The 25,128-nt window shown below is 65.7% G+C and carries 21 protein-coding genes; 13 read left to right on the forward strand and 8 right to left on the reverse strand.

Annotated elements, in window-relative coordinates; all coding sequences use genetic code 11:
* Nucleotides 1–34: 34 nt before the first annotated feature.
* From argC to ACZ1A1_RS19730, 5 genes are all read right to left on the reverse strand, one after another.
* Entirely contained in the window at nt 35–967 is a 933-nt protein-coding gene (argC, locus tag ACZ1A1_RS19710; protein WP_463621243.1) for an N-acetyl-gamma-glutamyl-phosphate reductase, read from the reverse strand.
* 74 nt (nt 968–1,041) lie between these two features.
* Nucleotides 1,042–1,995, reverse strand: coding sequence for an agmatinase (speB, locus tag ACZ1A1_RS19715; protein WP_463621245.1), 954 nt, complete (start codon nt 1,993–1,995; stop codon nt 1,042–1,044).
* 178 nt (nt 1,996–2,173) lie between these two features.
* Nucleotides 2,174–2,650 (reverse strand): 30S ribosomal protein S9, encoded by a 477-nt coding sequence (rpsI, locus tag ACZ1A1_RS19720; RefSeq protein ID WP_203318588.1) that lies wholly within the window; start codon nt 2,648–2,650, stop codon nt 2,174–2,176.
* A gap of 2 nt (nt 2,651–2,652) precedes the next feature.
* The gene (gene rplM / locus ACZ1A1_RS19725; RefSeq protein WP_023513729.1) at nt 2,653–3,117 is read right to left on the reverse strand and encodes a 50S ribosomal protein L13; all 465 of its coding nucleotides are present in this window, start codon (nt 3,115–3,117) and stop codon (nt 2,653–2,655) included.
* Nucleotides 3,118–3,346: 229 nt separating this feature from the next.
* Nucleotides 3,347–3,778 (reverse strand): PaaI family thioesterase, encoded by a 432-nt coding sequence (locus ACZ1A1_RS19730; RefSeq protein WP_463621246.1) that lies wholly within the window; start codon nt 3,776–3,778, stop codon nt 3,347–3,349.
* 158 nt (nt 3,779–3,936) lie between these two features.
* Between ACZ1A1_RS19730 and ACZ1A1_RS19735 the strand changes: the two genes are divergently transcribed.
* Entirely contained in the window at nt 3,937–4,758 is an 822-nt protein-coding gene (locus ACZ1A1_RS19735) for an enoyl-CoA hydratase (RefSeq protein WP_463621247.1), read from the forward strand.
* Here ACZ1A1_RS19735 and ACZ1A1_RS19740 read toward each other — a convergent pair whose 3' ends face one another.
* A complete protein-coding gene (locus ACZ1A1_RS19740) occupies nt 4,759–5,595 on the reverse strand; it encodes an EamA family transporter (protein WP_313195910.1) in 837 nt (278 codons plus the stop codon). It lies immediately after the preceding gene.
* 241 nt (nt 5,596–5,836) lie between these two features.
* On the opposite strand from ACZ1A1_RS19740, the gene ACZ1A1_RS19745 reads away from it, so the two are divergent.
* The 4 genes from ACZ1A1_RS19745 (at nt 5,837) to ACZ1A1_RS19760 (ending at nt 8,684) form a co-directional block, all read left to right on the forward strand.
* Nucleotides 5,837–6,274 carry a CoA-binding protein gene (locus ACZ1A1_RS19745; protein ID WP_463621248.1) on the forward strand — a complete coding sequence of 146 codons (438 nt, stop codon included), beginning with the start codon at nt 5,837–5,839 and terminating at the stop codon, nt 6,272–6,274.
* Nucleotides 6,275–6,336: 62 nt separating this feature from the next.
* Nucleotides 6,337–6,765, forward strand: a complete 429-nt coding sequence (locus ACZ1A1_RS19750; protein WP_415214745.1) for a CoA-binding protein — start codon at nt 6,337–6,339, stop codon at nt 6,763–6,765.
* Nucleotides 6,766–6,860: 95 nt separating this feature from the next.
* On the forward strand, nt 6,861–8,144 hold the full coding sequence (locus ACZ1A1_RS19755) for an O-acetylhomoserine aminocarboxypropyltransferase (RefSeq protein WP_463621249.1): 1,284 nt from the start codon (nt 6,861–6,863) through the stop codon (nt 8,142–8,144).
* Nucleotides 8,145–8,339: 195 nt separating this feature from the next.
* Entirely contained in the window at nt 8,340–8,684 is a 345-nt protein-coding gene (locus tag ACZ1A1_RS19760) for a cupin domain-containing protein (RefSeq protein ID WP_463621250.1), read from the forward strand.
* A 32-nt stretch (nt 8,685–8,716) separates the two neighbouring features.
* Here ACZ1A1_RS19760 and ggt read toward each other — a convergent pair whose 3' ends face one another.
* Nucleotides 8,717–10,471 carry a gamma-glutamyltransferase gene (ggt, locus tag ACZ1A1_RS19765; RefSeq protein ID WP_463621251.1) on the reverse strand — a complete coding sequence of 585 codons (1,755 nt, stop codon included), beginning with the start codon at nt 10,469–10,471 and terminating at the stop codon, nt 8,717–8,719.
* 262 nt (nt 10,472–10,733) lie between these two features.
* On the opposite strand from ggt, the gene clpP reads away from it, so the two are divergent.
* The 5 genes from clpP to ACZ1A1_RS19790 all read left to right on the forward strand — a co-directional run bounded on the left by clpP (nt 10,734) and on the right by ACZ1A1_RS19790 (nt 18,898).
* A complete protein-coding gene (gene clpP / locus ACZ1A1_RS19770; protein ID WP_463621252.1) occupies nt 10,734–11,366 on the forward strand; it encodes an ATP-dependent Clp endopeptidase proteolytic subunit ClpP in 633 nt (210 codons plus the stop codon).
* Between the two features lie 287 nt (nt 11,367–11,653).
* Nucleotides 11,654–12,931 (forward strand): ATP-dependent Clp protease ATP-binding subunit ClpX, encoded by a 1,278-nt coding sequence (clpX, locus tag ACZ1A1_RS19775; protein WP_119258733.1) that lies wholly within the window; start codon nt 11,654–11,656, stop codon nt 12,929–12,931.
* A 586-nt stretch (nt 12,932–13,517) separates the two neighbouring features.
* Nucleotides 13,518–15,941: an endopeptidase La gene (gene lon, locus ACZ1A1_RS19780; RefSeq protein WP_313195904.1), complete on the forward strand. Its 2,424-nt coding sequence runs from the start codon at nt 13,518–13,520 to the stop codon at nt 15,939–15,941.
* Between the two features lie 204 nt (nt 15,942–16,145).
* The gene (hupB, locus tag ACZ1A1_RS19785; RefSeq protein WP_023516583.1) at nt 16,146–16,421 is read left to right on the forward strand and encodes a DNA-binding protein HupB; all 276 of its coding nucleotides are present in this window, start codon (nt 16,146–16,148) and stop codon (nt 16,419–16,421) included.
* Between the two features lie 284 nt (nt 16,422–16,705).
* Entirely contained in the window at nt 16,706–18,898 is a 2,193-nt protein-coding gene (locus ACZ1A1_RS19790; protein WP_463621253.1) for an esterase-like activity of phytase family protein, read from the forward strand.
* Between the two features lie 112 nt (nt 18,899–19,010).
* Here ACZ1A1_RS19790 and ACZ1A1_RS19795 read toward each other — a convergent pair whose 3' ends face one another.
* The gene (locus ACZ1A1_RS19795; RefSeq protein ID WP_415214752.1) at nt 19,011–19,478 is read right to left on the reverse strand and encodes a MarR family winged helix-turn-helix transcriptional regulator; all 468 of its coding nucleotides are present in this window, start codon (nt 19,476–19,478) and stop codon (nt 19,011–19,013) included.
* Between the two features lie 271 nt (nt 19,479–19,749).
* On the opposite strand from ACZ1A1_RS19795, the gene ACZ1A1_RS19800 reads away from it, so the two are divergent.
* The 3 genes from ACZ1A1_RS19800 (at nt 19,750) to ACZ1A1_RS19810 (ending at nt 25,079) form a co-directional block, all read left to right on the forward strand.
* The gene (locus ACZ1A1_RS19800) at nt 19,750–21,018 is read left to right on the forward strand and encodes a metallophosphoesterase family protein (protein ID WP_463621254.1); all 1,269 of its coding nucleotides are present in this window, start codon (nt 19,750–19,752) and stop codon (nt 21,016–21,018) included.
* Between the two features lie 3 nt (nt 21,019–21,021).
* Nucleotides 21,022–24,492 carry an ATP-binding protein gene (locus ACZ1A1_RS19805; RefSeq protein ID WP_463621255.1) on the forward strand — a complete coding sequence of 1,157 codons (3,471 nt, stop codon included), beginning with the start codon at nt 21,022–21,024 and terminating at the stop codon, nt 24,490–24,492.
* A gap of 164 nt (nt 24,493–24,656) precedes the next feature.
* Nucleotides 24,657–25,079: a hypothetical protein gene (locus tag ACZ1A1_RS19810; RefSeq protein ID WP_463621256.1), complete on the forward strand. Its 423-nt coding sequence runs from the start codon at nt 24,657–24,659 to the stop codon at nt 25,077–25,079.
* Nucleotides 25,080–25,128: the final 49 nt, after the last annotated feature.

The raw sequence follows: 25,128 nt of genomic DNA on the forward strand, positions 1-25,128 counted from the left end.
GAGAAGGTGCCGGCAGGCGGATGAGGGGCGACGCTCAACCTCTCAGCATCAGATCCATGTTCTGCACCGCCGCGCCCGAAGCGCCCTTGCCGAGATTGTCGAGCAGCGCGACGAGGTTGACATGCGGCGCGCCGGCAGTGCCGAAGACGTAGAGCTTCATGCGGTCCGTATCGGCAAGCGCGACGGCATCGACGCGGGGGAGCGCCGCGCTCTCCTTGAGGTCCACCACCTCGACGATGTCCTGCCCGGCATAGTGGTCGGCGAGCGCCTCGTGGATCGAGCCGAGCGAGGCGTGGCCGTTGAGATCGGCGAGGTAGAGCGGCACCTGCACGATCATGCCCTGCGCGAACTTGCCGACGGACGGCGCGAAGAGCGGCGCGCGGGAGAGGAGGCCATGCACCTGCATTTCCGGCACATGCTTGTGCTTCAGCGGCAGGCCATAAAGGAAGTGGGGCGAGTCGATATGCTCGGGATGATCGGCGTTCTCCATCTGCGCGATGAGCTGCTTGCCGCCGCCCGTATAGCCGGAGACCGCATTGACCGTGACCGGATAGTCCTCCGGCAGGATGCCGGCAAGGCGCAGCGGGCGCAGCAGCCCGATGGCGCCGGTCGGGTAGCAGCCGGGATTGGCGACGTAGCGGGCGCCGGCGATCTGCGCCGGCTGCTCGCGGTCCATCTCGGCAAAGCCATAGGCCCAGTCCGGATTGACGCGGTGCGCGGTCGAAGTGTCGATGATACGGACCTGGTTGTTGCCGGAAACCATGGCCACGGCTTCCTTCGCCGCATCGTCCGGCAGGCAGAGGATTGCGACATCGGCACTGTTCAGCAGGTCTTCGCGCAGTTGCGCATTGCGCCGCTCCGCCTCGGGAATGGAAAGTAGCTCGACATCGCTGCGGCCGGCCATGCGCGTGCGGATCTGAAGGCCCGTCGTGCCGTGTTCGCCATCGATGAAGATCTTCGGTTTCATCTGCAATCCAATCCTGTCAAGCCGCGTTCGCCGCCGATATACCCCCTTGATCCGTCGCATTCAATGCCGCGTCTTCAGCGGCGCTCCGCCAGCGTCTCGGCGTGCAGGCCCAGCATGTACATGGCGATGTTGGAGGCGGCGATGGCGGTGATGTCCGCGTGGTCGTAGGCGGGCGCCACCTCGACCACATCCGAGCCGACGATGTTCAGCGCGCCGAGCTTGCGCAGGACGGAAAGGATGCGTGCGCTCGACGGGCCGCCGGAGACGGGGGTGCCGGTACCCGGCGCGAAGGCAGGATCGAGGCAATCGATGTCGAAGGTGAGGTAGGTCGCCCGGTCTCCGACATGGTGGATGATCGCATCGGCGATTTCGGCGGCGCTCATTTCCTCGACGTCGTAGCCATAGAGGATGCGGATGCCGCAATCCTCCGGCGCATGGGTGCGGATGCCGATCTGGATCGAGCTTTCGGCATCGATCAGCCCCTCGCGCACGGCGGTGCCGACGAAGGAGCCGTGGTCGATGCGACCCTTCTCGTCCGGCCAGGTATCCTGGTGGGCGTCGAACTGGACGAGGGAGAGGGGACCGTATTTCGCCGCATGGGCGCGCAGCAGCGGCAGCGTGATGAAGTGGTCGCCGCCGAGCGTCAGCATGTAGGCGTCGGATTTCAGGATCTTCCTCGCCTCGCGCTCGATGGTTGCCGGTGTCTTCTGGTGGTTGCCGTAGTCGAGCAGGCAGTCGCCGTAGTCGATGACGGCCATGTCCTCGAAGAGGTCGCGCTCGAAGGGATATTGCGGATCGTTGTCCATGATCGCCGAGGCGCGGCGGATGGCCTGGGGACCGAAGCGCGTTCCGGGACGATTGGAGGTCGCGGCATCGAAGGGAATGCCCCAGACGACGGCATCCACGTCCTTCAGCACCTTCGTGTAGCGGCGGCGCATGAAGGAGAGGATACCCGCATGGGTCGGGTCCGAGGCCGCGCTCTTCAGCGTCTTGCCCGTGATGGCGTGGTCGATCGTCTTGTTGGCCATGAAAATCCCTCCGAAGTGTGGCGGGACGTTCGCTAATCGCGGCGTTTTAGGCAAGGGGGTAAATGCGGCGGCAGGCGAGGGATGCGTCACTTTCGGATGAGGGGCAAGCAGCCATCCCCGAAAACGAAAAGGCCGGGGCGAACCCCGGCCTTTCCTGAAGAACAAGCCTTCCGAGCGATCAACGCTTGGAGAACTGGAACGAACGGCGGGCCTTGGCCTTGCCATACTTCTTGCGTTCGACGACGCGCGAGTCGCGGGTCAGGAAGCCGCCCTTCTTGAGGACCGTGCGCAGGCCCGGCTCGAAGTAGGTCAGCGCCTTGGAGATGCCGTGACGGACGGCACCGGCCTGGCCGGAAAGGCCGCCGCCGGCGACGGTCGCGTCGATGTCGAACTGGCCGTCACGGGCCGCTGCGACGATCGGCTGCTGCAGGATCATCTGCAGGACCGGACGGGCGAAGTAGGCTTCGAACGACTTGCCGTTGATGGTGATCTTGCCGGAGCCCGGCTTGACCCATACACGGGCAACGGCGTCCTTGCGCTTGCCGGTTGCGTAGGAACGGCCCTGGGCGTCAACCTTCTTGACGTGAACCGGGGCGGAAGCGGCCGGAGCTGCAGCGGCGACGCCGAGGTCCTTGAGCGAGGAGAGGTCGGCCATTATCAGGCGCTCCTTGTGTTCTTGCTGTTCAGCTTGGCGACGTCGAGGGCGACGGGCTGCTGGGCTTCATGCGGATGGTTGGAGCCGGCGTAGACGCGCAGGTTCTTCATCTGGCGACGGCCGAGCGGGCCGCGCGGAACCATGCGCTCGACAGCCTTCTCGAGGACGCGCTCCGGGAAGCGGCCTTCGATGATCTGGCGAGCCGTGCGCTCCTTGATGCCGCCCGGGTAACCGGTGTGCCAGTAGTACTTCTTGTCGGAGTACTTCTTGCCGGTGAAGACGACCTTGTCGGCGTTGATGACGATGACGTTGTCGCCGTCGTCGACGTGGGGCGTGAAGGTTGCCTTGTGCTTGCCGCGCAGGCGGTTAGCGATGAGGGTAGCGAGGCGACCGACAACGAGGCCTTCGGCGTCGATGAGGATCCACTTCTTCTCTACCTCGGCGGGCTTCTGTACGAAGGTTGCCATGGGAGGTGCTCTTTCTTTGAGATCCCGAAGCCTCGCGGCGACGGGCGTTTCTTGTTGCTTGGTTTGGCCCCTTGCGGATGCCAAAAATCGAACGCGGCCCGTGGGGACCGCGATCTGGAGCGGCTTATAAGCGAGAGCCGATGGGACGTCAAGAGACGCTATCCGGGCGACGCCAGAGATATGATAATAAAAACAATGACTTACTTATGAGGTATATAGATACCACAAATTATCGCGGCGGAATCGAATAGGTCGCGGTGGCATGGGCCACCAGATCGTCGGCATCCTCGTCGAAAATCGATGCTTCCATCACCGCCAGCCGCTTGCCGAGCTTGAGAAGCCGGCAGGTGCAGGTGAGGGGGCCGGGCTTCGGCTTGCGCAGGAAGTTGATGTTGAGACTGGTGGTGACCGCCAGCGCCACCGGGCCGATATGGGCGAGCACGGCGCAATAGGCGCCGACATCGGCAAGCGCGAAGAGCGTGGGGCCGGAGACGGTGCCGCCGGGGCGCAGATGCCGCTCGTTCGGCATGAGGCGCATGACGACCGAGCCGGGGGAGACGTCCACCACCTCGAACACCTTGCCGTCCGTGTGAAGCTGCGGAAAATCGGTTTCAAGGAAGCGGTTCAGCGCCTCGGGATCCATGACGGGCGTCAATTCCATGGCATTCGTCTCCTGTCGCCTGCTTTGAAGACCGATTTTCCGGCCGCTGCAAGCCCTTCCAAAGTCGCGGCAAGCCCTCTCAAAGTCTATGCCCGCACGCTTGAAACCGGCTGCCGCGCGGCGTAGGACCGCAGGCGGAAAACTTGAAGGAGGCGATCATGGCGGATGTGGTGTCGTTCAGGAAAGAGGAACCGGCGGGCCTCGTGCGCGTCGAGCGCGCGGAGCCCATCCTTCGGATCACGCTCAACAATCCGCCCGCCAATGCCCTTTCCATCGCCGTCATGGAAGCACTCGGCGCGGCGCTGGACGCCGTTGCCGCCGACGACGCCATCCGCGTCGTCGTGCTCGCCTCGACGGGAAAGGTCTTTTCCGCCGGTCACGACCTCAAGGAGATGACCGCGCATCGTGAGGACGCCGACGGCGGCCGCGCCTTCTTCGAGAAGACCATGCGCATGGCGGCGGGCATCATGCTGAAGATCGCCGCACTGCCCCAGCCGGTCGTCGCCGAGATCGACGGGCTCGCGACGGCGGCCGGCTGCCAGCTCGTTGCGAGCTGCGACCTTGCCATCTGCACCGACACCTCCACCTTCTGCACGCCGGGCGTCAATATCGGCCTCTTCTGCTCGACGCCGATGGTCGCCGTCACGCGCGCCGCGCACCCCAAGCAGGCGATGGAGATGCTGCTGACCGGCGAGACGATCGACGCCTCCACCGCCAAGGACTTCGGCCTCGTCAACCGCATCGTGCCGCAGCAATATCTCCGTCAGGTCGTCGACAAATACGCCGCCGTCATAGCCTCCAAGTCGCCGCAGGCGCTGCGCATCGGCAAGGCCGCCTTCCGTGCGCAGGCCGGATTGCCGGTGGCGGAGGCCTATGACGTCGCGGTGGCGGCGATGATCGACAACATGCTCGCCGACGACGCGAAGGAGGGCATCGGCGCCTTCCTCGGCAAGCGCATGCCGGAATGGGACCGGAAGTAGCTAGGCGAGCTTCAGCACCAGCACGCCGCAGGCGATGACCGAGCCGGCGACGTAGCGCCAGATGCCGGCCTTCTCCTTGAGGATGAAGACCGAGATGAGGAGCGCGAAGAGGATGGCGGTCTCGCGGAGCGCCGCCACGGTTGCGACCGGCGCCCTTGTCATCGCCCAGAGGGCGAGGCCGTAGGAGGCGATGGAGCCGGCGCCGCCGAAGAGACCTCGGGCCCAGTTGCGCCGCACATGGTTCCAGACCGGCCGGGTGCCCCGCCGCAGGATAGCCCAGGCGAAGAGCAGCACGGGCGGGGGAAGCGACAGCCAGAGCGTATAGGCGACGGCGTTGCCCGAGACGCGCGCCCCCGCGCCGTCGACGAAGGTATAGCCGGCGATCACCACGGCATTGGCGAGCGCATAGGCGATGGCGCGGCGGCTGCCGTGGCGCGCCTCGAAGGCGAGGGTGAAGACGCCCGCCGAGATGACGAGCACGCCGGCCATCGCCATCGGCGTCAGGTGCTCGCCGAGGATCACGCCGCTGGTCATGGCGATCAGGAGGGGCGGGGTGCCGCGCATCAGCGGATAGACGAGGCCGATGTCGCCGGTGCGGTAGGCGGCGGCCACGAGCTGGAAATAGGCGAATTGCAGGACGGTGGAGGTCAGGATGAACGGCCAGGCCGCCGGCTCCGGCATCGGCACCAGCGGAAGGAAGGCAAGGCCGATCATCCCGCCGCCGAGCGAGACCATCGCGGCGTCGAGCGACTTGTCGGTGCCGGATTTGACGAGGGCATTCCAGGTCGCATGCAGGGCCGCGCCGAACAGCACGAGAAAGAGAACGTCTAGCGGCAATCGGGGACCTCGGAAGGGCAGGCGCGCGAAGGGGAGTGCGTCTTTCATCTGCCCAAAAGAGGCGGTTTGCAACCGGCAATTTTCTGGAATCCGCGCGATCTGTCCCGGATCGGCACAGGACCCGTGTGCAGGCGGGCAGGGGCACGGTCGCCTTCTTTAAGGTTTCGGGCTAGAATGCGGCAGGGACGACGAATGACAGGCAGCCAGTGAGAGACGGTCGCGAACGCCGGAGGAGGCAGCGATGAACCATGATCACTATCCCGACAGCTATATTCGCCACATCCTGAAATCCGTGCACACCATCGCCGTGCTCGGCGCCTCGCCGAACGACACGCGGCCGAGCCATGGCGTCATGGGCTTCCTGCTCGGCAAGGGATACCGCGTCATCCCGGTCAATCCCGGCCATGCCGGCAAGACCATCCTCGGCCAGACCGTCTACGGGCACCTTGCCGACATTCCCGAGCCGATCGACATGGTGGACGTCTTCCGCGCCGCCAGCCAGTTCCAGGCGGTCGTCGACGAGGTGCTGGCCCTTCGCCCGCTGCCGTCGGTGATCTGGGGACAGTTCACCGTGCGCGACGATGCGGTGGCCGCCCGGGCGGAAGCGGCGGGCATCCGGGTCGTCATGGACCGCTGCCCGGTCACGGAATATCCGGTGCTGATGCTCAAGGCGTCCTGAGCGCTCATATTGACTTCACGTTGCGTTACCCCAATTCTCCGCGCAGAAAACGGGAAAGCGCCATGAACCACGATTCCTATCCGGACTATTACATCGCCGACATCCTGCGCTCGACGAAGGTGATCGCGCTGGTCGGCGCCTCGCCCAACCCGGAGCGCCCGAGCTACCGGGTCATGGCCTTCCTGCTGCGCAAGGGCTATCGCGTCATCCCCGTCAATCCCGGCCAGGTGGGCAAGGAGATCCTCGGGCAGACCGTCGTCGCGCGCCTTGCCGACATAGCCGAGCCCATCGACATGGTGGATGTCTTCCGCGCCGCCGATGCGCTCCCCTCCGTCGTGGACGAGGTCCTAGCGCTCTCGCCGCTGCCGAAGGTCATCTGGGGACAGCTCTCCGTGCGGCATGACGAAGCCGCCGCGAAGGCCGAGGCGGCGGGCGTCAAGGTGGTCATGGACCGCTGCCCGGCGATCGAGTATCCGCGCCTCGTCGCCTGAGGCCGTGCGGCCGGCGGATCGTCGGAAAATCTTTCTTTGACCGGGCTTTAAGTCTCTGAAATAGTCGCCCCGACTTTAGCCAGGGAGGCCATTTCATGAGCAAGAACAAGCCCGGATTTTCCACGCTCGCCGTCCATGCCGGCGCCCAGCCGGACCCGACCACGGGCGCCCGCGCGACGCCGATCTACCAGACCACCAGCTTCGTCTTCAACGATACGGATCACGCCGCCTCGCTCTTCGGCCTGCAGGCCTTCGGCAATATCTATACCCGCATCATGAACCCGACGCAGGCCGTGCTCGAAGAGCGTGTCGCCGCGCTTGAAGGCGGCACGGCGGCGCTCGCCGTCGCCTCGGGCCATTCGGCCCAGCTCCTCGTCTTCCACACGATCATGCGCCCGGGAGAGAACTTCATCGCCGCGCGCCGGCTCTATGGCGGCTCGATCAACCAGTTCGGCCACGCCTTCAAGTCGTTCGACTGGCATGTGCGCTGGGCCGATCCGGCCGACCTGTCGAGCTTCGAAAGCCAGATCGACGACAAGACCAAGGCGATCTTCATCGAGAGCCTGGCCAATCCCGGCGGCACCTTCGTCGATATCGCCGGCATCGCCGAGATCGCCCATCGCCACGGCCTGCCGCTCATCGTCGACAACACGATGGCGACGCCCTACCTGCTGCGCCCGCTGGAGCATGGCGCCGACATCGTCGTGCATTCGCTGACCAAGTTCATGGGCGGCCACGGCAATTCCATGGGCGGCGTCATCGTCGACGGCGGCACCTTCGACTGGTCGGCCTCCGGCAAGTATCCGGCGCTCTCCGAGCCGCGCCCGGAATATGCCGGCATGGTGCTGCATGCCACCTTCGGTAACTTCGCCTTCGCCATCGCCTGCCGCATCCTCGGCCTGCGCGACTTCGGCCCCTCTATCTCGCCCTTCAACGCGTTCCAGATCCTCAACGGCATCGAGACCCTGCCTCTGCGCATGCAGCGCCATTGCGACAACGCGCTCGCCGTCGCCAAGTGGCTGAAGAGCCATGACAAGGTGTCCTGGGTCAACTATGCGGGCCTCGAAACCGATCCCAACCATGCGCTGCAGCAGCGCTATTCGCCGAAGGGCGCGGGCGCCGTCTTCACCTTCGGCCTGAAGGGCGGCTACGAGGCGGGCAAGCGCTTCGTCGAGGGGCTGGAAATGCTCTCGCACCTCGCCAATATCGGCGACACGCGCTCGCTGGTCATCCACCCGGCCTCGACCACCCACCGCCAGCTCAGCGAAGAGCAGCAGGTCGCCGCCGGCGCCGGCCCGGACGTCGTGCGCCTCTCCATCGGCATCGAGGACGCCGCCGACATCATCGCCGACATCGAGCAGGCGTTGGCCAAGGCTTAGAAACCGGGTCGCCCCTCATCCGGCTGCCGCCCCCTTCTCCCCGCAAGCGGGGAGAAGGGGATGTTGCACCGCTTTTCCAAAGCAGTAGCCTGCCGAGAATGGAAACTGTTCGGCATGTTCCCTTCTCCCCGCTTGCGGGGAGAAGTTGGCCGGCAGGCCGGATGAGGGGCGACCAAACACACGAAGAGGGCCGCTATGAGCAGGGCACGCAATTTCGACATTTCCGGCATCGCGCCGGAGGAAGGCCGTCCGGCGGCCGACCGGCTGATCTCCGGCGATCCGGTCTTCACGAGCTGGAACATCGAGGAGGCCGATGGCGGCATCTATTCCGGCATCTGGCAATCGACGCCGGGTAAGTGGCGCATCCAGTATGACGAATGGGAATATTTCCACATCCTCGAAGGCCACTCCATCGTGACCTCCGACGACGGCGAAACCTTCGACCTCCGGGCCGGCGACCGCCTGATCCTCAGACCCGGCTTCAAGGGAACCTGGGAAGTCGTTGAAACGACTCGCAAGGACTATGTGATCCGGCTTTAGGATCGTGCCGCGCTACCTCCTCCCGGCCTTGCCTATTTCCCGACCGCCACGCCCTCGCGGCGGGGATCGGCGGCGCCCCGGATGCCGCCCTCGGTCAGCTCGATGGCGTGGAGGCCGGAATTCATCTCGCCGGGCTTGACCTCGTAGCCGAGCGTCTTCAGCGGCTCGGCCAGCTTTTCCGCATCCGTGCCCGCCTCGATCTCGTAGGGGCCGAAGCGGTTGATGAGATGGGGCATGGCGACGACGTCGCCGATATCCATGCTCCAGTCGATATAGGCGACGAGCGCCTGTGCCACATAGCCGATGATCTGGCTGCCGCCGGGCGAGCCGATGGCCAGGAGCGGCTTGCCGTCCTTGAGCACGATGGTCGGCGACATGGAGGAGCGCGGGCGCTTGCCCGGCTCGACGCGATTGGCGACCGGCACGCCCTCGTCATGCGTCCTGAAGGAGAAGTCGGTCAGCTCGTTGTTCAGCAGGAAGCCGCCGGTCATCAGCCGCGAGCCGAAGCCGTTCTCGATGGTCGTCGTCATGGAGACGACATTGCCCGCCTTGTCGACGATGACGAAATGGCTGGTGGAGGGCAGTTCGAGCGCTGCGTCGCGGCCGAAGTTGAAGGCGTGGTCCCATTCCGGCCTGCCGGCCGTCACGGCGTCGTCGCCGAGCGCCTTTTCGCCGTCGAGCAATTTTGCCCGATCGCCGAGATAGGTCTTGTCGAGAAGGCCCTCGATCGGCGCGGGCACGAAGTCGGTATCGGCGAGGTAGCGCTCCCGGTCGGCGAAGGCGAGGCGCTGGGCGTCGCCGATCAGCCGCCAGCTTTCCGGATTATCCTTGCCGAGCGCTTTGAGGTCGAAGTTCTCCAGCATGCTGAGCATCTCGCCGATGGCGACCGCGCCGGAGGAGGGCGGCCCCATGCCGCAGACGTCGAGCGCCCGGTAGCGGGCGCAGACCGGCCGGCGCTCCTTCACCTTGTAGTTGGCGAGGTCCTCCAGCGAGAGAACGCCGGCATTCCTGCCGGACATGCGCACCGTATCGACGATCCCCTCGGCGATCGGGCCGCTGTAGAAGGCCTGCGCGCCGCCCTTGGCAATCGTGGCGAGGGTTTCGGCATAGGCGGGGTTCTTCAGCACGGTGCCGGCCTTCAGCGGCGCGCCGTCGGCGCCGAAGAAGTAGGTGGCCGTCGCCTCGAAGGTCTTCAGCCGCTCGCCTTCCGCGGCGATGAGGCCGGCAAGGCGCGGCGAGACGGCAAATCCCTCGCGCGCCAGTGTTTCCGCCGGCGTGAAGAGGTCCTTCCACGGCTTGCGGCCCCAGCGGTTGTGCGCCTGCTGCAGCAGCATGACGGTGCCGGGGGTGCCGACCGAGCGCCCGCCGACGACGGCATCGAAGAAATCGAGCGGCTGGCCCGTCTTATCGAGGAAGAGCTTCGGTGTCGCTTCCATCGGCGCGGTCTCGCGCCCGTCGAGCGTGACGATGCGCTTCGCCTCGGCGTCGTAATAGACGAGGAAGGCTCCGCCGCCGAGGCCGGAGGACTGCGGCTCCACGAGGCCGAGCACGGTCTGGACGGCGACCATCGCGTCGATGGCGCTGCCGCCCTCGGCAAGGACCTTCTCGCCTGCCGCCGCCGCGAGCGGATGGGCGGCGGCGACCATATGGTCCTTCGCGGTCGCGACGTGCGCCGCGGCAAGGCCGGTCGCCCGTTCGGGGGCGATCGTGTCCGACGCCTGCTGCGCGAAGGCGCCCGTCGCGGTCATGAGAAGCAGCGAAAGGGCTGCGATCGATGGTCTCGTCATGGCTGCCTCCGTCCGGCGGCTGGGGCGATGGGGTGGGGCGGGAGGGATGGCCGGATTCATCCTTCCTTCACCTTGCCTCCGGTTCGGTTGTGGAAATCGCGGTTCCACCTCGCGCCGGTTAACCGCATTCTGGCATAGAGCGCCGCAAAACGCTTGGCCGTCTTGAAGTCGGATACCCTGACACTCTATGTAGGGAAGACGAAACTTGCTGATTCCCAACGTTTGCGAAGGGTTTCAGAGCCACCTGAGATGAAGGATTGATATGAGAAATCCCGTAGATACCGCCATGGCTCTGGTGCCGATGGTCGTCGAGCAGACCAACCGCGGCGAGCGTTCCTACGACATCTATTCGCGCCTCCTCAAGGAGCGCATCATCTTCCTGACGGGTCCCGTCGAGGATCATATCGCCACGCTCGTCTGCGCGCAGCTTCTCTTCCTCGAGGCCGAGAACCCGAAGAAGGAGATCGCGCTCTACATCAATTCGCCGGGCGGCGTCGTGACCTCGGGCATGGCGATCTACGATACGATGCAGTTCATCAAGCCGGCCGTGTCGACGCTCTGCATCGGCCAGGCCGCGTCCATGGGCTCGCTGCTGCTCGCCGCCGGCCACAAGGACATGCGCTTCGCGACGCCCAATGCCCGCATCATGGTGCACCAGCCCTCGGGCGGCTTCCAGGGCCAGGCCTCCGACATCGAGCGCCACGCCAAGGACATCCTCAAGATGAAGCGCAAGCTGAACGAGGTCTATGTCAAGCACTGCGGCCGCACCTACGAGGAAGTGGAACAGACCCTCGACCGCGACCATTTCATGAGTGCGGACGAGGCGAAGGAATGGGGCCTGGTGGACCAGGTCATCACCAGCCGCGCCGAGACCGAGGGCGGCGAAAGCGCCTGAAGTCAAGGTTTTGTGTGCGGATGAGGCATATTGTGACGCATTTGTAATGGTCACGGGCTTTATCCGCACGGCAAACCCGTTAATATTGGCCGTTAATGCTATGTTGATTTGACAGACCTAGCATTCGGTAATTCGGTGGGGCTTCGTTGCCACCGGTTCGGGCGGTGCCCATGCCGGTCAGTACCCCTGGAGCCTTCGAAGGGTGGCGCGAGCGGCCTCCCGAGAAGGTGGTTTGAGTGGTCCGGCCATCTTCTTGAAGATGAACGGCGTGCTGGAAGGAAAGTGATATGAGCAAGGTCAGCGGCAGCAACGGCGGCGACTCCAAGAATACCCTTTACTGCTCCTTCTGCGGCAAGAGCCAGCACGAGGTCCGCAAGCTGATTGCCGGACCGACGGTGTTCATCTGCGATGAATGCGTCGAACTGTGCATGGACATCATCCGCGAGGAGAACAAGACCTCGATGGTGAAATCCCGCGACGGCGTTCCCACGCCCCAGGATATCATCAAGGTCCTCGACGAATACGTCATCGGCCAGCAGCAGGCCAAGCGCATCCTGTCGGTCGCGGTGCACAACCACTACAAGCGCCTGGCGCATGCCGCCAAGGGCTCGGACGTGGAACTGGCGAAGTCGAACATCATGCTGGTCGGCCCCACGGGCTGCGGCAAGACCTATCTCGCCCAGACGCTCGCCCGCATCATCGACGTGCCCTTCACCATGGCCGACGCCACGACGCTGACCGAAGCCGGTTACGTCGGCGAGGACGTGGAGAACATCATCCTCAAGCTCCTGCAGGCGGCCGACTACAATGTCGAGCGCGCGCAGCGCGGCATCGTCTATATCGACGAGGTCGACAAGATCTCGCGCAAGTCCGACAACCCCTCGATCACCCGTGACGTTTCGGGCGAGGGCGTGCAGCAGGCGCTTCTGAAGATCATGGAAGGCACGGTCGCCTCGGTTCCCCCGCAGGGTGGCCGCAAGCACCCGCAGCAGGAATTCCTGCAGGTCGACACGACGAACATCCTGTTCATCTGCGGCGGCGCCTTCGCCGGTCTCGACAAGATCATCTCCGCCCGGGGCGAGAAGACCTCCATCGGCTTCGGCGCGACGGTTCGCTCGCCGGAAGACCGCCGTGTCGGCGAAGTCCTGCGCGATCTGGAGCCGGAAGATCTGGTGAAGTTCGGCCTCATCCCGGAATTCATCGGCCGCCTGCCGGTCCTGGCGACGCTGGAAGACCTCGACGAGGATGCGCTGATCCAGATCCTGTCCGAGCCGAAGAACGCGCTGATCAAGCAGTACCAGCGCCTGTTCGAGATGGAAGACGTGGAACTGACCTTCCACGAGGACGCGCTGCGCGAGATCGCCCGCAAGGCGATCGTCCGCAAGACCGGCGCCCGCGGCCTGCGCTCGATCATGGAGAAGATCCTGCTCGACACGATGTTCGAGCTGCCGACGCTGGAAGGCGTCCGCGAGGTCGTCATCTCCGACGAGGTGGTCAAGGGCGCGGCTCGTCCGCTCTATATCTACTCGGAGCGCTCTGAGGAGAAGGCCAACGTCTCGGCCTGAGGGCAAGACCCCTCCCCAACCCCTCCCCACAAGGGGGAGGGACTTACCGTGCGGCACCCTCCGCATTCTATTTTAAACGGTGAGCAAGCCTTTGACTTTCTCCCCCCTTGTGGGGGAGATGCCGGCAGGCAGAGGGGGTAGCCCCGCGAAGCAGGGGCATTACCGGGCCTGCGGGCTCTTCGACAATTTGGACCCGCCCACGGCGGGTCTTTTTGCTTCAAAATCACTGGTGATATTTCGTGACTAGCCGCTTCTGCCCATCGAGGGCATGATATGCGACTGATCCGGCGCGCAGGTGAGGCGTTGCGAAACGGCACGCGCCGCGCGAATATGGAAGACTTCGATTCTGTTTCGCGTATGCTCCGGCAATGATTGCCGGGGGAAGGCCGCAAGTTCCGCGACAGCGCGGAAGACTAGACTTCCCTTGATGGTTCGTCCGGTCCGGCGCGGGGGTGGGGCACCCCGGGGCCGGGCTTGAAAAAGCGCTGACCGCACGCCACTTGTGGATGGAAAAGATAGCCGGCCCGGTGTTCCCAGGCACCGAGTGGACCGGTTCCCGGAAACGGGACGTTTGAAAGGAAATGACATGACGAAAAAGACGTCTGCGCCGCACGACTCCACGGCCTATCCGGTCCTGCCCCTGCGCGACATCGTGGTGTTCCCGCACATGATCGTGCCGCTGTTCGTCGGTCGCGAGAAGTCGATCCGCGCGCTGGAAGAGGTGATGGGCACCGACAAGCAGATCATGCTTGCCACCCAGATCAACGCTTCCGACGACGATCCGGAGACCGACGCCATCTACCGCATCGGCACCGTCGCCAACGTTCTCCAGCTCCTCAAGCTGCCCGACGGCACCGTGAAGGTTCTCGTCGAGGGCCGCGCCCGCGCGGAGATCGACGGCTACACCGAGCGCGAGGAATTCTACGAGGCGATGGCCCACGTGCTGGCCGAGCCGGAAGAGGACCCGGTCGAGATCGAGGCGCTGTCGCGCTCGGTCGTCTCCGAGTTCGAGAACTATGTGAAGCTCAACAAGAAGATTTCGCCTGAGGTCGTCGGCGCCGCAAGCCAGATCGAGGACTACTCGAAGCTCGCCGACACCGTCGCATCGCACCTTTCCATCAAGATCGTCGAGAAGCAGGAAATGCTCGAGACGACAAGCGTCAAGCTGCGCCTCGAAAAGGCGCTCGGCTTCATGGAAGGCGAGATCTCGGTCCTGCAGGTGGAAAAGCGCATCCGCTCGCGCGTCAAGCGCCAGATGGAGAAGACCCAGCGCGAATACTACCTCAACGAACAGATGAAGGCGATCCAGAAGGAGCTCGGCGACGGCGAGGACGGCCGCGACGAGATGGCCGAGCTGGAAGAGAAGATTGCCAAGGTCAAGCTCTCCAAGGAGGCCCGCGAGAAGGCGGATGCCGAGCTGAAGAAGCTGCGCCAGATGAGCCCGATGTCGGCGGAAGCCACCGTCGTGCGCAACTATCTCGACTGGCTGACGGGCATTCCGTGGGGCAAGAAGTCGAAGATCAAGACCGATCTCAACGCCGCCGAGAAGATCCTCGACGAGGATCATTTCGGCCTCGACAAGGTCAAGGAGCGCATCGTCGAATATCTCGCCGTGCAGGCCCGCTCGACCAAGATCAAGGGCCCGATCCTGTGCCTCGTCGGCCCTCCGGGCGTCGGCAAGACCTCGCTCGCGAAATCGATCGCCAAGGCGACCGGCCGCGAATATATCCGCATGGCGCTCGGCGGCGTGCGTGACGAGGCCGAGATCCGCGGCCACCGCCGCACCTATATCGGCTCGATGCCCGGCAAAGTCATCCAGTCGATGAAGAAGGCGAAGAAGTCCAACCCGCTCTTCCTGCTCGACGAGATCGACAAGATGGGCATGGACTTCCGCGGCGACCCGTCCTCGGCCCTGCTGGAGGTGCTGGACCCGGAACAGAACTCGACCTTCATGGACCACTACCTGGAAGTCGAATACGACCTGTCCAACGTCATGTTCGTGACGACGGCGAACACGCTGAACATTCCCGCGCCCCTGATGGACCGCATGGAAGTGATCCGCATCGCCGGCTACACGGAAGAAGAGAAGCTGGAAATCGCAAAGCGGCACCTGCTGCCGAAGGCGATCCGCGACCACGCGCTGCAGCCGAAGGAATTCTCGGTCACCGACGGCGCGCTGATGGCGGTCATCCAGCAGTACACCCGCGAGGCGGGCGTGCGTAACTTCGAGCGTGAACTGATGAAGCTCGCCCGCAAGGCGGTGACCGAGATCATCAAGGGCAAGGCGACGAAGGTCGAGGTCACGGCGGAGAACATCCACGACTTCCTCGGCGTTCCGCGCTTCCGCCACGGCGAAGCCGAGCGCGAGGACCAGGTCGGCGTCGTCACGGGCCTTGCCTGGACGGAAGTCGGCGGCGAGTTGCTCACCATCGAAGGCGTCAGCCTGCCGGGTGGCAAGGGCCGCATGACGGTCACCGGCAACCTGAAGGACGTGATGAAGGAATCGATCTCGGCGGCGGCCTCCTATGTCCGCTCGCGTGCCGTCGATTTCGGCATCGAGCCGCCGCGCTTCGACAAGACGGACATCCACGTGCACGTGCCGGAAGGCGCGACGCCCAAGGACGGCCCGTCGGCCGGTATCGCCATGGCGACCGCCATCGTCTCCATCATGACCGGCATCCCGGTCTCGAAGGATATCGCGATGACGGGCGAGGTGACGCTGCGCGGCCGGGTGCTGCCGATCGGCGGCCTCAAGGAAAAGCTGCTCGCGGCGCTTCGCGGCGGCATCAAGAAGGTGCTGATCCCGGAAGAGAACGCCAAGGACCTGGCGGATATTCCGGACAATGTGAAGAACAGCATGGAGATCGTCCCGGTCTCGCGCATGGGCGAGGTGATCGAGCATGCGCTCACCCGCAAGCCCGAGCCGATCGAGTGGGACGGCACGGTCGAGGCGGCCAAGGTGCCGCCCGTCGAATCGACCGAGGACGGCGCCGGAGCGGTCGCGCACTGAGCCTTCCGCCCGGGCAATTTGCCCGGCCATGACTGGAAAATGCCAAAAGACCGGCCCCTGGGCCGGTCTTTTTCGTCGAAAAGAGTGTGTAAACCCCGGATTCTCAGGCTTTTCGGGCGAAATATTCTTGCGGGGCGAAGGCCGATGCGTATTCTGCCCCCGACTTGTATGAGTCGTTTCAAACCGTAAGAAAGGGGTGGAAACATGAACAAGAATGAACTCGTATCCGCAGTGGCTGAGAAGTCCGGCCTCTCCAAGACGGACGCAGCATCTGCTGTCGACGCCGTTTTCGAGACGATCCAGGGCGAACTCAAGAACGGCGGCGACGTTCGTCTCGTCGGTTTCGGCAATTTCTCCGTATCGCGTCGTGAAGCTTCGAAGGGCCGCAACCTTTCGACGGGCGCCGAGATCGAGATCCCGGCTCGCAACGTGCCGAAGTTCTCGGCCGGCAAGGGCCTGAAGGACGCCGTCAACGGCTGATCTTCAGCCGCCGCATGATCCTCGCGTGCAAGCGCGCGGCCGGTCCTGCGGCAGCTAAAACGTTCTTCCGCGCCTTCGCGCGTCGTCACCGACGCGCGGCGCTGGAGGGCAGAGCGGTTATCCACTCCGCCGCCATCCTGGATTTCAGGATCTGGGGCCCGGTTCGTCCGGGCCCCTTTTTATTTGCGCGCAAGACGCATCGCCGCCGCCTCGACTGTCATCGCGCTGTAACAGGAAAGTCTCAGAACCGCCGGGTTCCTATTGACCGGATTCCGGAGGATTTCATGAAAACCCGTTCGCTCACCGCTGCGCTGGCAGCGGTCCTCGCCGCATCGGTGGCGCCTGCCGCTAGCGCCGAGCCCGTATTCAATCGCATTGCGTCCTTCGCCGTCGCCGACAACCTGCCGGAAGGCGCGGACAAGGCGACGCCGACCTCGTCCGAAATCATCGCCGCCTCCGAGGACGGCAACACGCTCGTCTATTCCGACAGCCCGAACAAGGCGATCGGCTTCATCGACATCACCGACGCCAGGGCGCCGAAGGCCGGCGGCACGGTCGCCTTCGAAGGCGAGCCGACCTCCGTGACCCTTGCGGCCGGCAAGGTGCTGGTCGCCGTCAATACGCGCGAGAGCTATGTGAAGCCCTCCGGCATCCTCGCCCAGGTCGACGTCGCCTCGAAGACGGTCGAGGCGACCTGCGATCTCGGCGGCCAGCCGGATTCGATCGCTCTCAACAAGGACAAGACGCTCGCCGCCATCGCCATCGAGAACGAGCGCGACGAAGAGGTCAATGACGGCGCCATCCCGCAGATGCCGGCCGGCGATCTGGTGCTGCTGTCGCTGAAGGACGGCGTCGTCGACTGCGGCTCGATCAGGCATGTGGCCCTGACCGGCCTCGCCGAAATCGCCGGGGAGGACCCCGAGCCCGAATTCGTCTCCTTCAACAGCCTCGACGAAGTCGCCGTCACCCTGCAGGAGAACAACCATATCGTCATCGTCGACGGCAGGACCGGCGCGGTGAAGAGCCATTTCTCCGCTGGCACCGTCAGCCTCGAAGGCGTCGACACCAGGAAGGACGGCGCGCTGAAGTTCACCGGCAAGGTCGAGGACGTCGCCCGTGAGCCCGACGCCGTGAAGTGGCTGGACGACGAACGCCTCGTCGTCGCCAATGAAGGCGACTGGAAGGGCGGTGCCCGCGGCTTCACCATCTTCGACAAGCAGGGCAAGGTCCTCTACGAGAACGGCGCGGCCTTCGAGCGCGAGATCGCGAAGATCGGCCACTATCCGGACAAGCGCAACAAGAAGGGCGTTGAACCGGAAGGCCTGGAAGCCGCGAAATTCGGCGAGGACAACCTGTTCTTCGTGCTGGCCGAGCGCGCTTCCATCGTCGGCGTCTACAAGGACACCGGCGGCGAGCCCGAGCTTCTCCAGCTTCTACCGTCGGGCATCGCGCCTGAAGGCGCCGTCGCCATTCCGGCCCGCAATCTCCTCGTGACGGCCAACGAGGCCGACCTCGTCGAGGACGGCGGCGCGCGCTCGCATGTCATGATCTACGAGCGCGCGGAAGGGGAGGCTGCCTATCCGCAGATCGTCTCCACCGAGAAGGACGGCGAGCTGATCGGCTTCGGCGCGCTTTCCGGCCTTGCCCCGGTCAAGGACAAGCCGGGCATGCTCTATGCCGTCAACGATTCCTTCTACGCCTCGCAGCCGACGATCTTCACGATCGACGCGACGGGCAAGCCGGCGAAGATCGTCGATGCCCTGCGCATCACCCGCAATGGCGCCGCCGCGCAGAAGCTCGACAGCGAAGGCCTGACGCCGGATGGCGAAGGCGGCTTCTGGCTGGCCAACGAGGGCGATGCCGACAAGCTCTATGCCCATGCCATCATCCACGTGAACGCGAAGGGCGAGATCGACAAGGAGATCGCCATTCCCGCCGAGCTGCGCGCCGGCGAGAAGCGCTTCGGCTTCGAAGGCATCACCAGCGTCGGCGAGGGCAACGACATGGTGCTCTGGATGGCCGTGCAGCGCGAATGGGGCGACGACGAGAAGGGCTTCGTGAAGCTCGTCTCCTACAAGCCGTCCTCCAGGGAATGGGGCGCCGTCCGCTATCCGCTCGAAAAGACCGAAAGCGGCTGGGTCGGCCTTTCGGAGATCGCCGCCAATGGCGACCATGCCTATATCATCGAGCGCGACAACCTGATCGGCCAGGCCGCAAAGCTGAAGAAGCTCTACCGCGTGGCGCTGGCCGACCTGAAGCCGGCCAGGCTCGGCGGTGAATTGCCGGTCGTGAAGAAGGAGGAGGTCCGCGACCTCATTCCCGATCTCAAGGCCACCAATGGCTATGTCGTCGACAAGGTCGAGGGCTTCGCCATCGATGCGGCCGGCAACGGCTTCGTCGTGACGGACAATGACGGCGTGGACGATTCGTCCGGCGAGACGCTGTTCTTCGGCATCGGCCCGCTCAACGCCATGTAGGCGGCGGGTCGCGCGTCCTCCTCGTGCGGGGGAGGGCGCGGCTTTCCCAGGCCCAAACGAAAAGGCCGGGATCCTGCGATCCCGGCCTTTTCCTTTCTCGTTGTCGTCCGCTCTAGCCGACGACGCGCAATGAAGCCGCAGGCGCCGCCTCGGGCAGCTCGCTTGCGTTCCTGTCTCTTTCCCGTTGCAGCTCTTCGGTCTTGGCGCTGAGGCAGCCGATGATGTCCTTCAGATGCTGCTTCTGATCTTCGGTCAGAACGTTGAAGATCGCTTCGATCGTCTTGTGCTGCGGCTGCTGGGCGGCCGAAATGACGGTTCGGCCCATATCCGTGATCGAGACGATCTTGGCGCGGCGGTCCTTCGGGTCGGGCTCGCGTTTTACGAGCTTGTCGCGTTCCAGGCCGTCGATCGCTTCCGTCACCGTACGGGGTGCGAAACCAAGCGCGCAGGCGATATCCGTCGACCGCTGCGGGCCCTGGCATTCCAGAAGAAGCAGGAACTTGCTGCGGGCGAGCGAGACGCCTTCGTCCATCATGCACTCATTCACCAGGCGACTCACCTGATGGTAGAGTTTGAACATGCCCTGGGAGATTTCTATCGTGCTATTCATGAGGTGGAATATAGGTATTATGAGGGACCATGTCAAATGATAGCGAAGTTTTTCGTTGAATTTGATCATAGATATTGAACGATCCCTGTAAATGCGAACTGTTCGGTAACAGGCGGTTTTCTTGCCTCTTCTCCGCCTTTTTCGGGGAGGGGCGATTTCTCCCCTGCATAACCCGTCCATAAGGTCGCGGGTGCCGCCGCAAGCATTGACCCAGGCGGGTGGCTGGGGCGATGGTCCGGCCATGCCATTCCGCTTCATCCACACGGCCGACCTGCATCTCGATTCGCCGCTCGCCTCGCTCGCGCTACGCAATGCCGACCTCGGCGACCTCGTGCGCGGGGCGACCCGCAAGGCGCTGGAGCGCATCGTCGACCTTGCCATCGCCGAGGCGGTGGATGCGGTGATCATCGCCGGCGATCTTTACGACGGCTCGCAGACCTCCATGGCGACCGCGCTCTTCCTGATGGGCCAGATGCGGCGGCTGGAGGCGGCCGGCATCCGCGTCTACATCATCCGCGGCAACCACGATGCGCAGTCGCAGATCACCCGCGAACTGACCTTCCCGCCCAACGTCCACGTCTTCGACGGGCGCGGCAAGCCGGTGCGCGCGGGCGCGCTGGAAAATGGCCGCGAGATCCATGTCCACGGCGTCAGCTTCGCCAATCCGCACGCCCCCGCCTCGCTACTGCCGACCTTCCGCGCGCCGGTGCCGGAGGCGGTCAATATCGGCCTCATGCATACGAGCCTTGCCGGCGCGAGCCGCCACGATCCCTATGCCCCGGTGGGGCTTGCCGATCTTTCGGCGCATGGCTTCGACTACTGGGCGCTCGGCCATATCCACCAGCGGCGCGTCCATCTGGAAAAGCCCTGGATCGTCATGCCCGGCAACCCGCAGGGCCGCGACATCAACGAGAATGGGCCGAAGGGCGTGACGCTCGCCACCGTCGCCGAGGACGGCTCGATCACCTGCGAGGAACGCCATGTCGCCATCGCGGTCTTCGAGCGGCTTTCGCTCGACCTTTCCGGCATCGACGACTGGAACGGCATGCTCGACCGGGCCGAAAGCCTGCTCGGTGAGGCGCGGGCGGCGGCAGGCGGCGCGCATCTCGTCGCCCGTATCGCCGTGACCGGCGCGACGCCGCTCGCCTGGCGCCTGCGCCGCGACGAGGACCTGCTGCTTGCCGAATTGCAGAACCTTGCCTCCTCGCTCGGCGAATGCTGGATCGAGGCGGTGGAGCTTGCCGTTTCCGTACCCGCTGCGGAAGCGGGCGCCGATGCCGGCCCGGTCGCCGAGCTGGCGCGCCTGATGCGCGAGGACGTCGTGGAGAACCATGCCTATCGGGAAGAGTTGCGCGAGACGCTGGGCGATCTCCTGCGCCAGCTTCCGCGGGAGGCGCGCAGCCTTCTCGCCGCGGACGAGGCGGAGGAGGAGGCCCTGCTGTCGGATCTCGCCCTTCAGGGCTCGGACGCCGTGCTCGCCCGCCTCGGCGGCGAGAGCGGGGGAGCCTAGCGCATGCGCCTCGACAGGCTGGACCTCGTCCGCTACGGCAAGTTCACCGACCGCAGCCTGGATTTCGGCAGCGCGCAGCCGGGCAGGGCCGATTTCCACCTCGTCCACGGCCCCAACGAGGCGGGCAAGTCGACCCTGTTCTCCGCCTATCTCGATCTCCTCTTCGGCATCGAGAAATCGAGCGCCTACGGCTTTCTCCACCCCTATGCGCTGATGCGCGTCGGCGGTGCGCTCTCCATCGGCGCGCAGCGCCACGAGGCCTATCGCCTCAAGAAGAACCAGGGCTCGCTCGTCACGGCCGACGACCGGGCGTTGCCGGACGGGCTCTTCGCCTCCGTGCTCGGCGGGATGGACCGCAACGCCTATCGCACCATGTTCTCGCTGGACGACGAGAGCATCGAGAAGGGCGGCGAGGATATCCTGAAGAGCGAGGGCGAGCTCGGCTCCATGCTGTTTTCCGCCAGCTCCGGCCTTTCCGACATGGCCTCCGGCCTTGCCGCGCTGAAGGCGGAAGCCGACGACTTCTACCGCCCCTCCGGCCGCAAGCACGGCCTGTCGGTCCTGAAGGCGGAAATCGAGGCGCTGGCCGCCGAGCGCAAGGCGCTCGACGTCGCCGCCCGCGATTATGGCCAGCTCGTCCGCGACCGCGATGCCGCGATCCAGCGCCACGAAGAGGCGACGGCCGCGCGCGGAGAAGCGCGGGCAGCACTTGCGCAGGCGGAGCGCAGCCTTTCCGCGTTGCCTTACCTCCATCGCCTTCGCGCGTTGCGCGCGGAGCTCGGCGGCTTCGATCTCGGCGACTCGCCGCCGCCCGCCTGGCGCATGCTGCTCGGCGAGCTTGCGCGCGAGGAGGCGGAGATCGCCGCGCGGGCCACGCGGGTCGTCGACGAGCGCGAGCGCCATGTGGCGGAGCGCGCCGCGCTTGCCGAAGACCTTGCCGTATTCGCCGCCGAGGCCGATATCGCCGCGCTTTCCGGCTCGGCGCTGGAGGCCCGCTTCCGCACCGCCGCCATGGACCTTGCCGCCCGCGAGGCGGACCGGGGCCGCGTCGCCGCGACCATCGCCGCCGGCATCGCCACGCTGGGCCTGCCCGCCGAGGCCGATCCGCTCGAAATCCTGCTGCCCGCCGGCCTTGCCGAACGGCTCGGCTCCCTCCTGTCGCGGCGGGTAGCACTTGCCGAGCGGTTCGAAGCCGCCGGGCGGGAGCGCGCGGAGGCGGAAAAGACCCTCGCTGCCATCGGCGACGGGGCCGGCAGCGCCTCCGACGCGGAGAGGCAGCGCGACGAGGAGGCCCAGTCGGCCCTCGGCGCCATCGTCCGCGCCGCCCGTGCCGGCGATCTGCCCGCCCGCCTGCGCGAGGCCCGGCGTCTTGCCGCGCTGGCACGGCAGGACGCCGATGGCGCCCTGTCTCGCCTCGTGCCATGGACGGGCTCAGCGGCGACGCTGGAAGCAATAGCCGCCCCCACAACGGACGAACTGGAACGCCTGCGCCGGCAGTCCGACGCGGCGGCGGATGCCGTGAACCGGCAGCGGGAACAGGTCGCAGTGCTGGAGCGCGATGTCGCCGCCGCAAGGGCAACGCTCGATGCGCTTTGCAAGGTGACGGGCGCGGCGGGGGAGGAAGACGCGGCTCACCTGCGCGCTGCGCGCGACGCGGCATGGCAGGCGCATCTGGCAAGGCTGGACGAACCATCCGCCGGGACCTTCGAGGCGGCGATGCGCGAGGACGACCGCGCGACGGAAGCGCGGCTGCGCAATGCCGACCACCTGTCGGAAATCCGCGTCCTCGAACGCACCGTCGCCGAAGGCACGGCAAGGCTCGAAACGCTCGGTGTCGAGACGCTGCGGCTGGAACGCAACAAGGCGGACATGGAGGCGGAGACTTCCGCCCTTGCCCTCGGCTTGGGGCTCGCGCCGCAGACCTCCCTTGCCGATGTGATTTCGTGGCTGGAGCGCCGCGCCGCGGCGCTGGAGAAACTTGCCGCCCTTGCACGGCAGGAGACGGAGGCGGCGCTTGTCGCGCGGGAAGCGGAAGACGTGTCTTCGCGCCTCTCCGCCCACCTTCCCGAGGGGCTGGCGAAGGATGCGGGCTTCGACGAGACCCTTTTCCTGGCAGAGGACAGGCTGGAGGCGCTGAAGACCGCCCGCGCCGAGCGTCTTGCCGCCGCCGAGCGCCTTGCGCGCGCAAAGGCGGATGTCGAGGCGCGCGGGAAGGCCATGGACGAGGCCGCAAGCGCATTGGCGGCATGGCAGGAGGTCTGGAACACGGCGATTGCCGGCACGTGGCTTGCGAGCGGCAGCGCCCCGGCCGATCCGGATCGCCTCTCGACCCTGCTGCCGGCGTTGCAGGCGCTTGCCCAGAATGTCGAGCGGCAGCGCGAGCTGGAGCACCGCATCGCGGCCATGCGCCGCGACCAGGAGGATTATGCCGGCCATGCGGGCCGTCTTGCCGATCGTCTGACGGAACCCTTCGATCCCGCCGATCCTCTGGCGACCGTCGCCGGGCTCGCAAGCCGCCTTGCTGCGGCGAAAATGGTCCGCGACCGTCGCGAGGCCATCGACAAGGCCCTCGTGCGGCTCGACGAGGAGGAGAGGGCGCTGGACGAGCGCCGCGCGGTGCTCGCCTCGCGCCAGTCGGATATCTTTGCCTTCCTCGGCTGCGAAAGCCTGGCGGAGGCGGAGATCCTGCTCGAAGCCTATCGCAAGCGCGACGAAGTGCGCAGCCGCGCGGAGGACGCCGCGCGCGATCTCGTGCAGCAGATGCGCGCGGAAACGGTCGACGAGGCCGAGGCGCTTCTCGCCGCCGTCGACGAGGACCAGCTTGCCGCCGAGCGGGGCGACCTTTCGGCCTGGCTGGACGAACTGGACCGGGCGGTGCAGGAGCAGCACCTCGCACGGGCGAAGGCCGAGGAGGCGCTCGCCGCCATCGCCGGCAGCGACGCGGCGGCGGCGCTGGAGGAGCGGCGGCGCACCGCGTTGGTCGACCTTGCGGAAAGGTCGCGGCGCTATCTTTCGACGCGCGCCGGCATCATGGCCGCCGAACAGGCTCTTCGCCTTTACCGCGAGCGCCACCGCAGCGCGATGATGGAGCGGGCCTCGCACACCTTCCGCGACATTACCGGCGGCGAATATGCCGGCCTTTCCACGGTGCTGGAGAAGGACAGCGAATTCCTCGTCGTCAATGCCGCCGCGGGCGGCTCGAAGCTCGCGCGGGATCTTTCCAAGGGAACGCGCTTCCAGCTCTATCTCGCCCTGCGCGTTGCCGGCTACCACGAGATCGCCGCAAGCCGCGAGATCGTGCCCTTCATCGCCGACGACATCATGGAGACCTTCGACGACCGGCGGGCGCTGAACGCGCTGCGCGTCATGGGCGGGATGGCAAGCAGCGGGCAGGTGATCTACCTGACCCACCACCAGCACCTGAAGGAGCTTGCGCGGGAAGCCTGCCCGGACGTCACGATCCACGAACTGTGACGGCTGAAACGGCCGGAAGCGGCCGGAAGCGGCGCCGCGAACTTGACTTGCCGGGGGTTAAATGTTTCTTGGCGCACCATCGGCAATGCCCGCGCAGACTGCTTCGCGCGGCGTTCCGCCCGGCAATTCCTCCATCGGGAATTGCGGGAAGGCTAAGGACAGGCATGACGACCGGAACAGGCAAAGAGGCGACGATCTGGGAGCGGGGTTTTGCACCCGTCGGCTTCCTCGTGCTGCTTTTCACGCTGTTCTTCTCGCAGTTTCCCCTTGCGGGCGATGCGGGAACGCCGGGCCATCCGCAGCGTGCGGCCGCTGAGGGCGGGCTCGCGCCGTCGCCGCTCTCGCCTGCCGGCGAGGACCTCTGGTTCCCGGCCGGCAGCCATGCGGAACGGCGCGTCGCCAAGGCCAAGACGGGCCTTGCGGACGGCGATTCCGCCGGCAAGGCGCTCCTGCCGCCCGCGGGCGCGCTGCTCTATCCCTTTGAAACCGCGTCCGTCGTCATTTTCCAGGCGGCAGAAGATGCGGCGCCGGCGTCTGCCGGCAGTGCTGCCTTCCGCAGCCGCGCGCCTCCGGCTCTTGCCGCCTGAGGCCCTCCGGCGCTAACGCGCCGCGCCATTCGATTGAATTCCGATCCCA

The organism is Shinella sp. R2-11 (genome assembly GCF_055330205.1).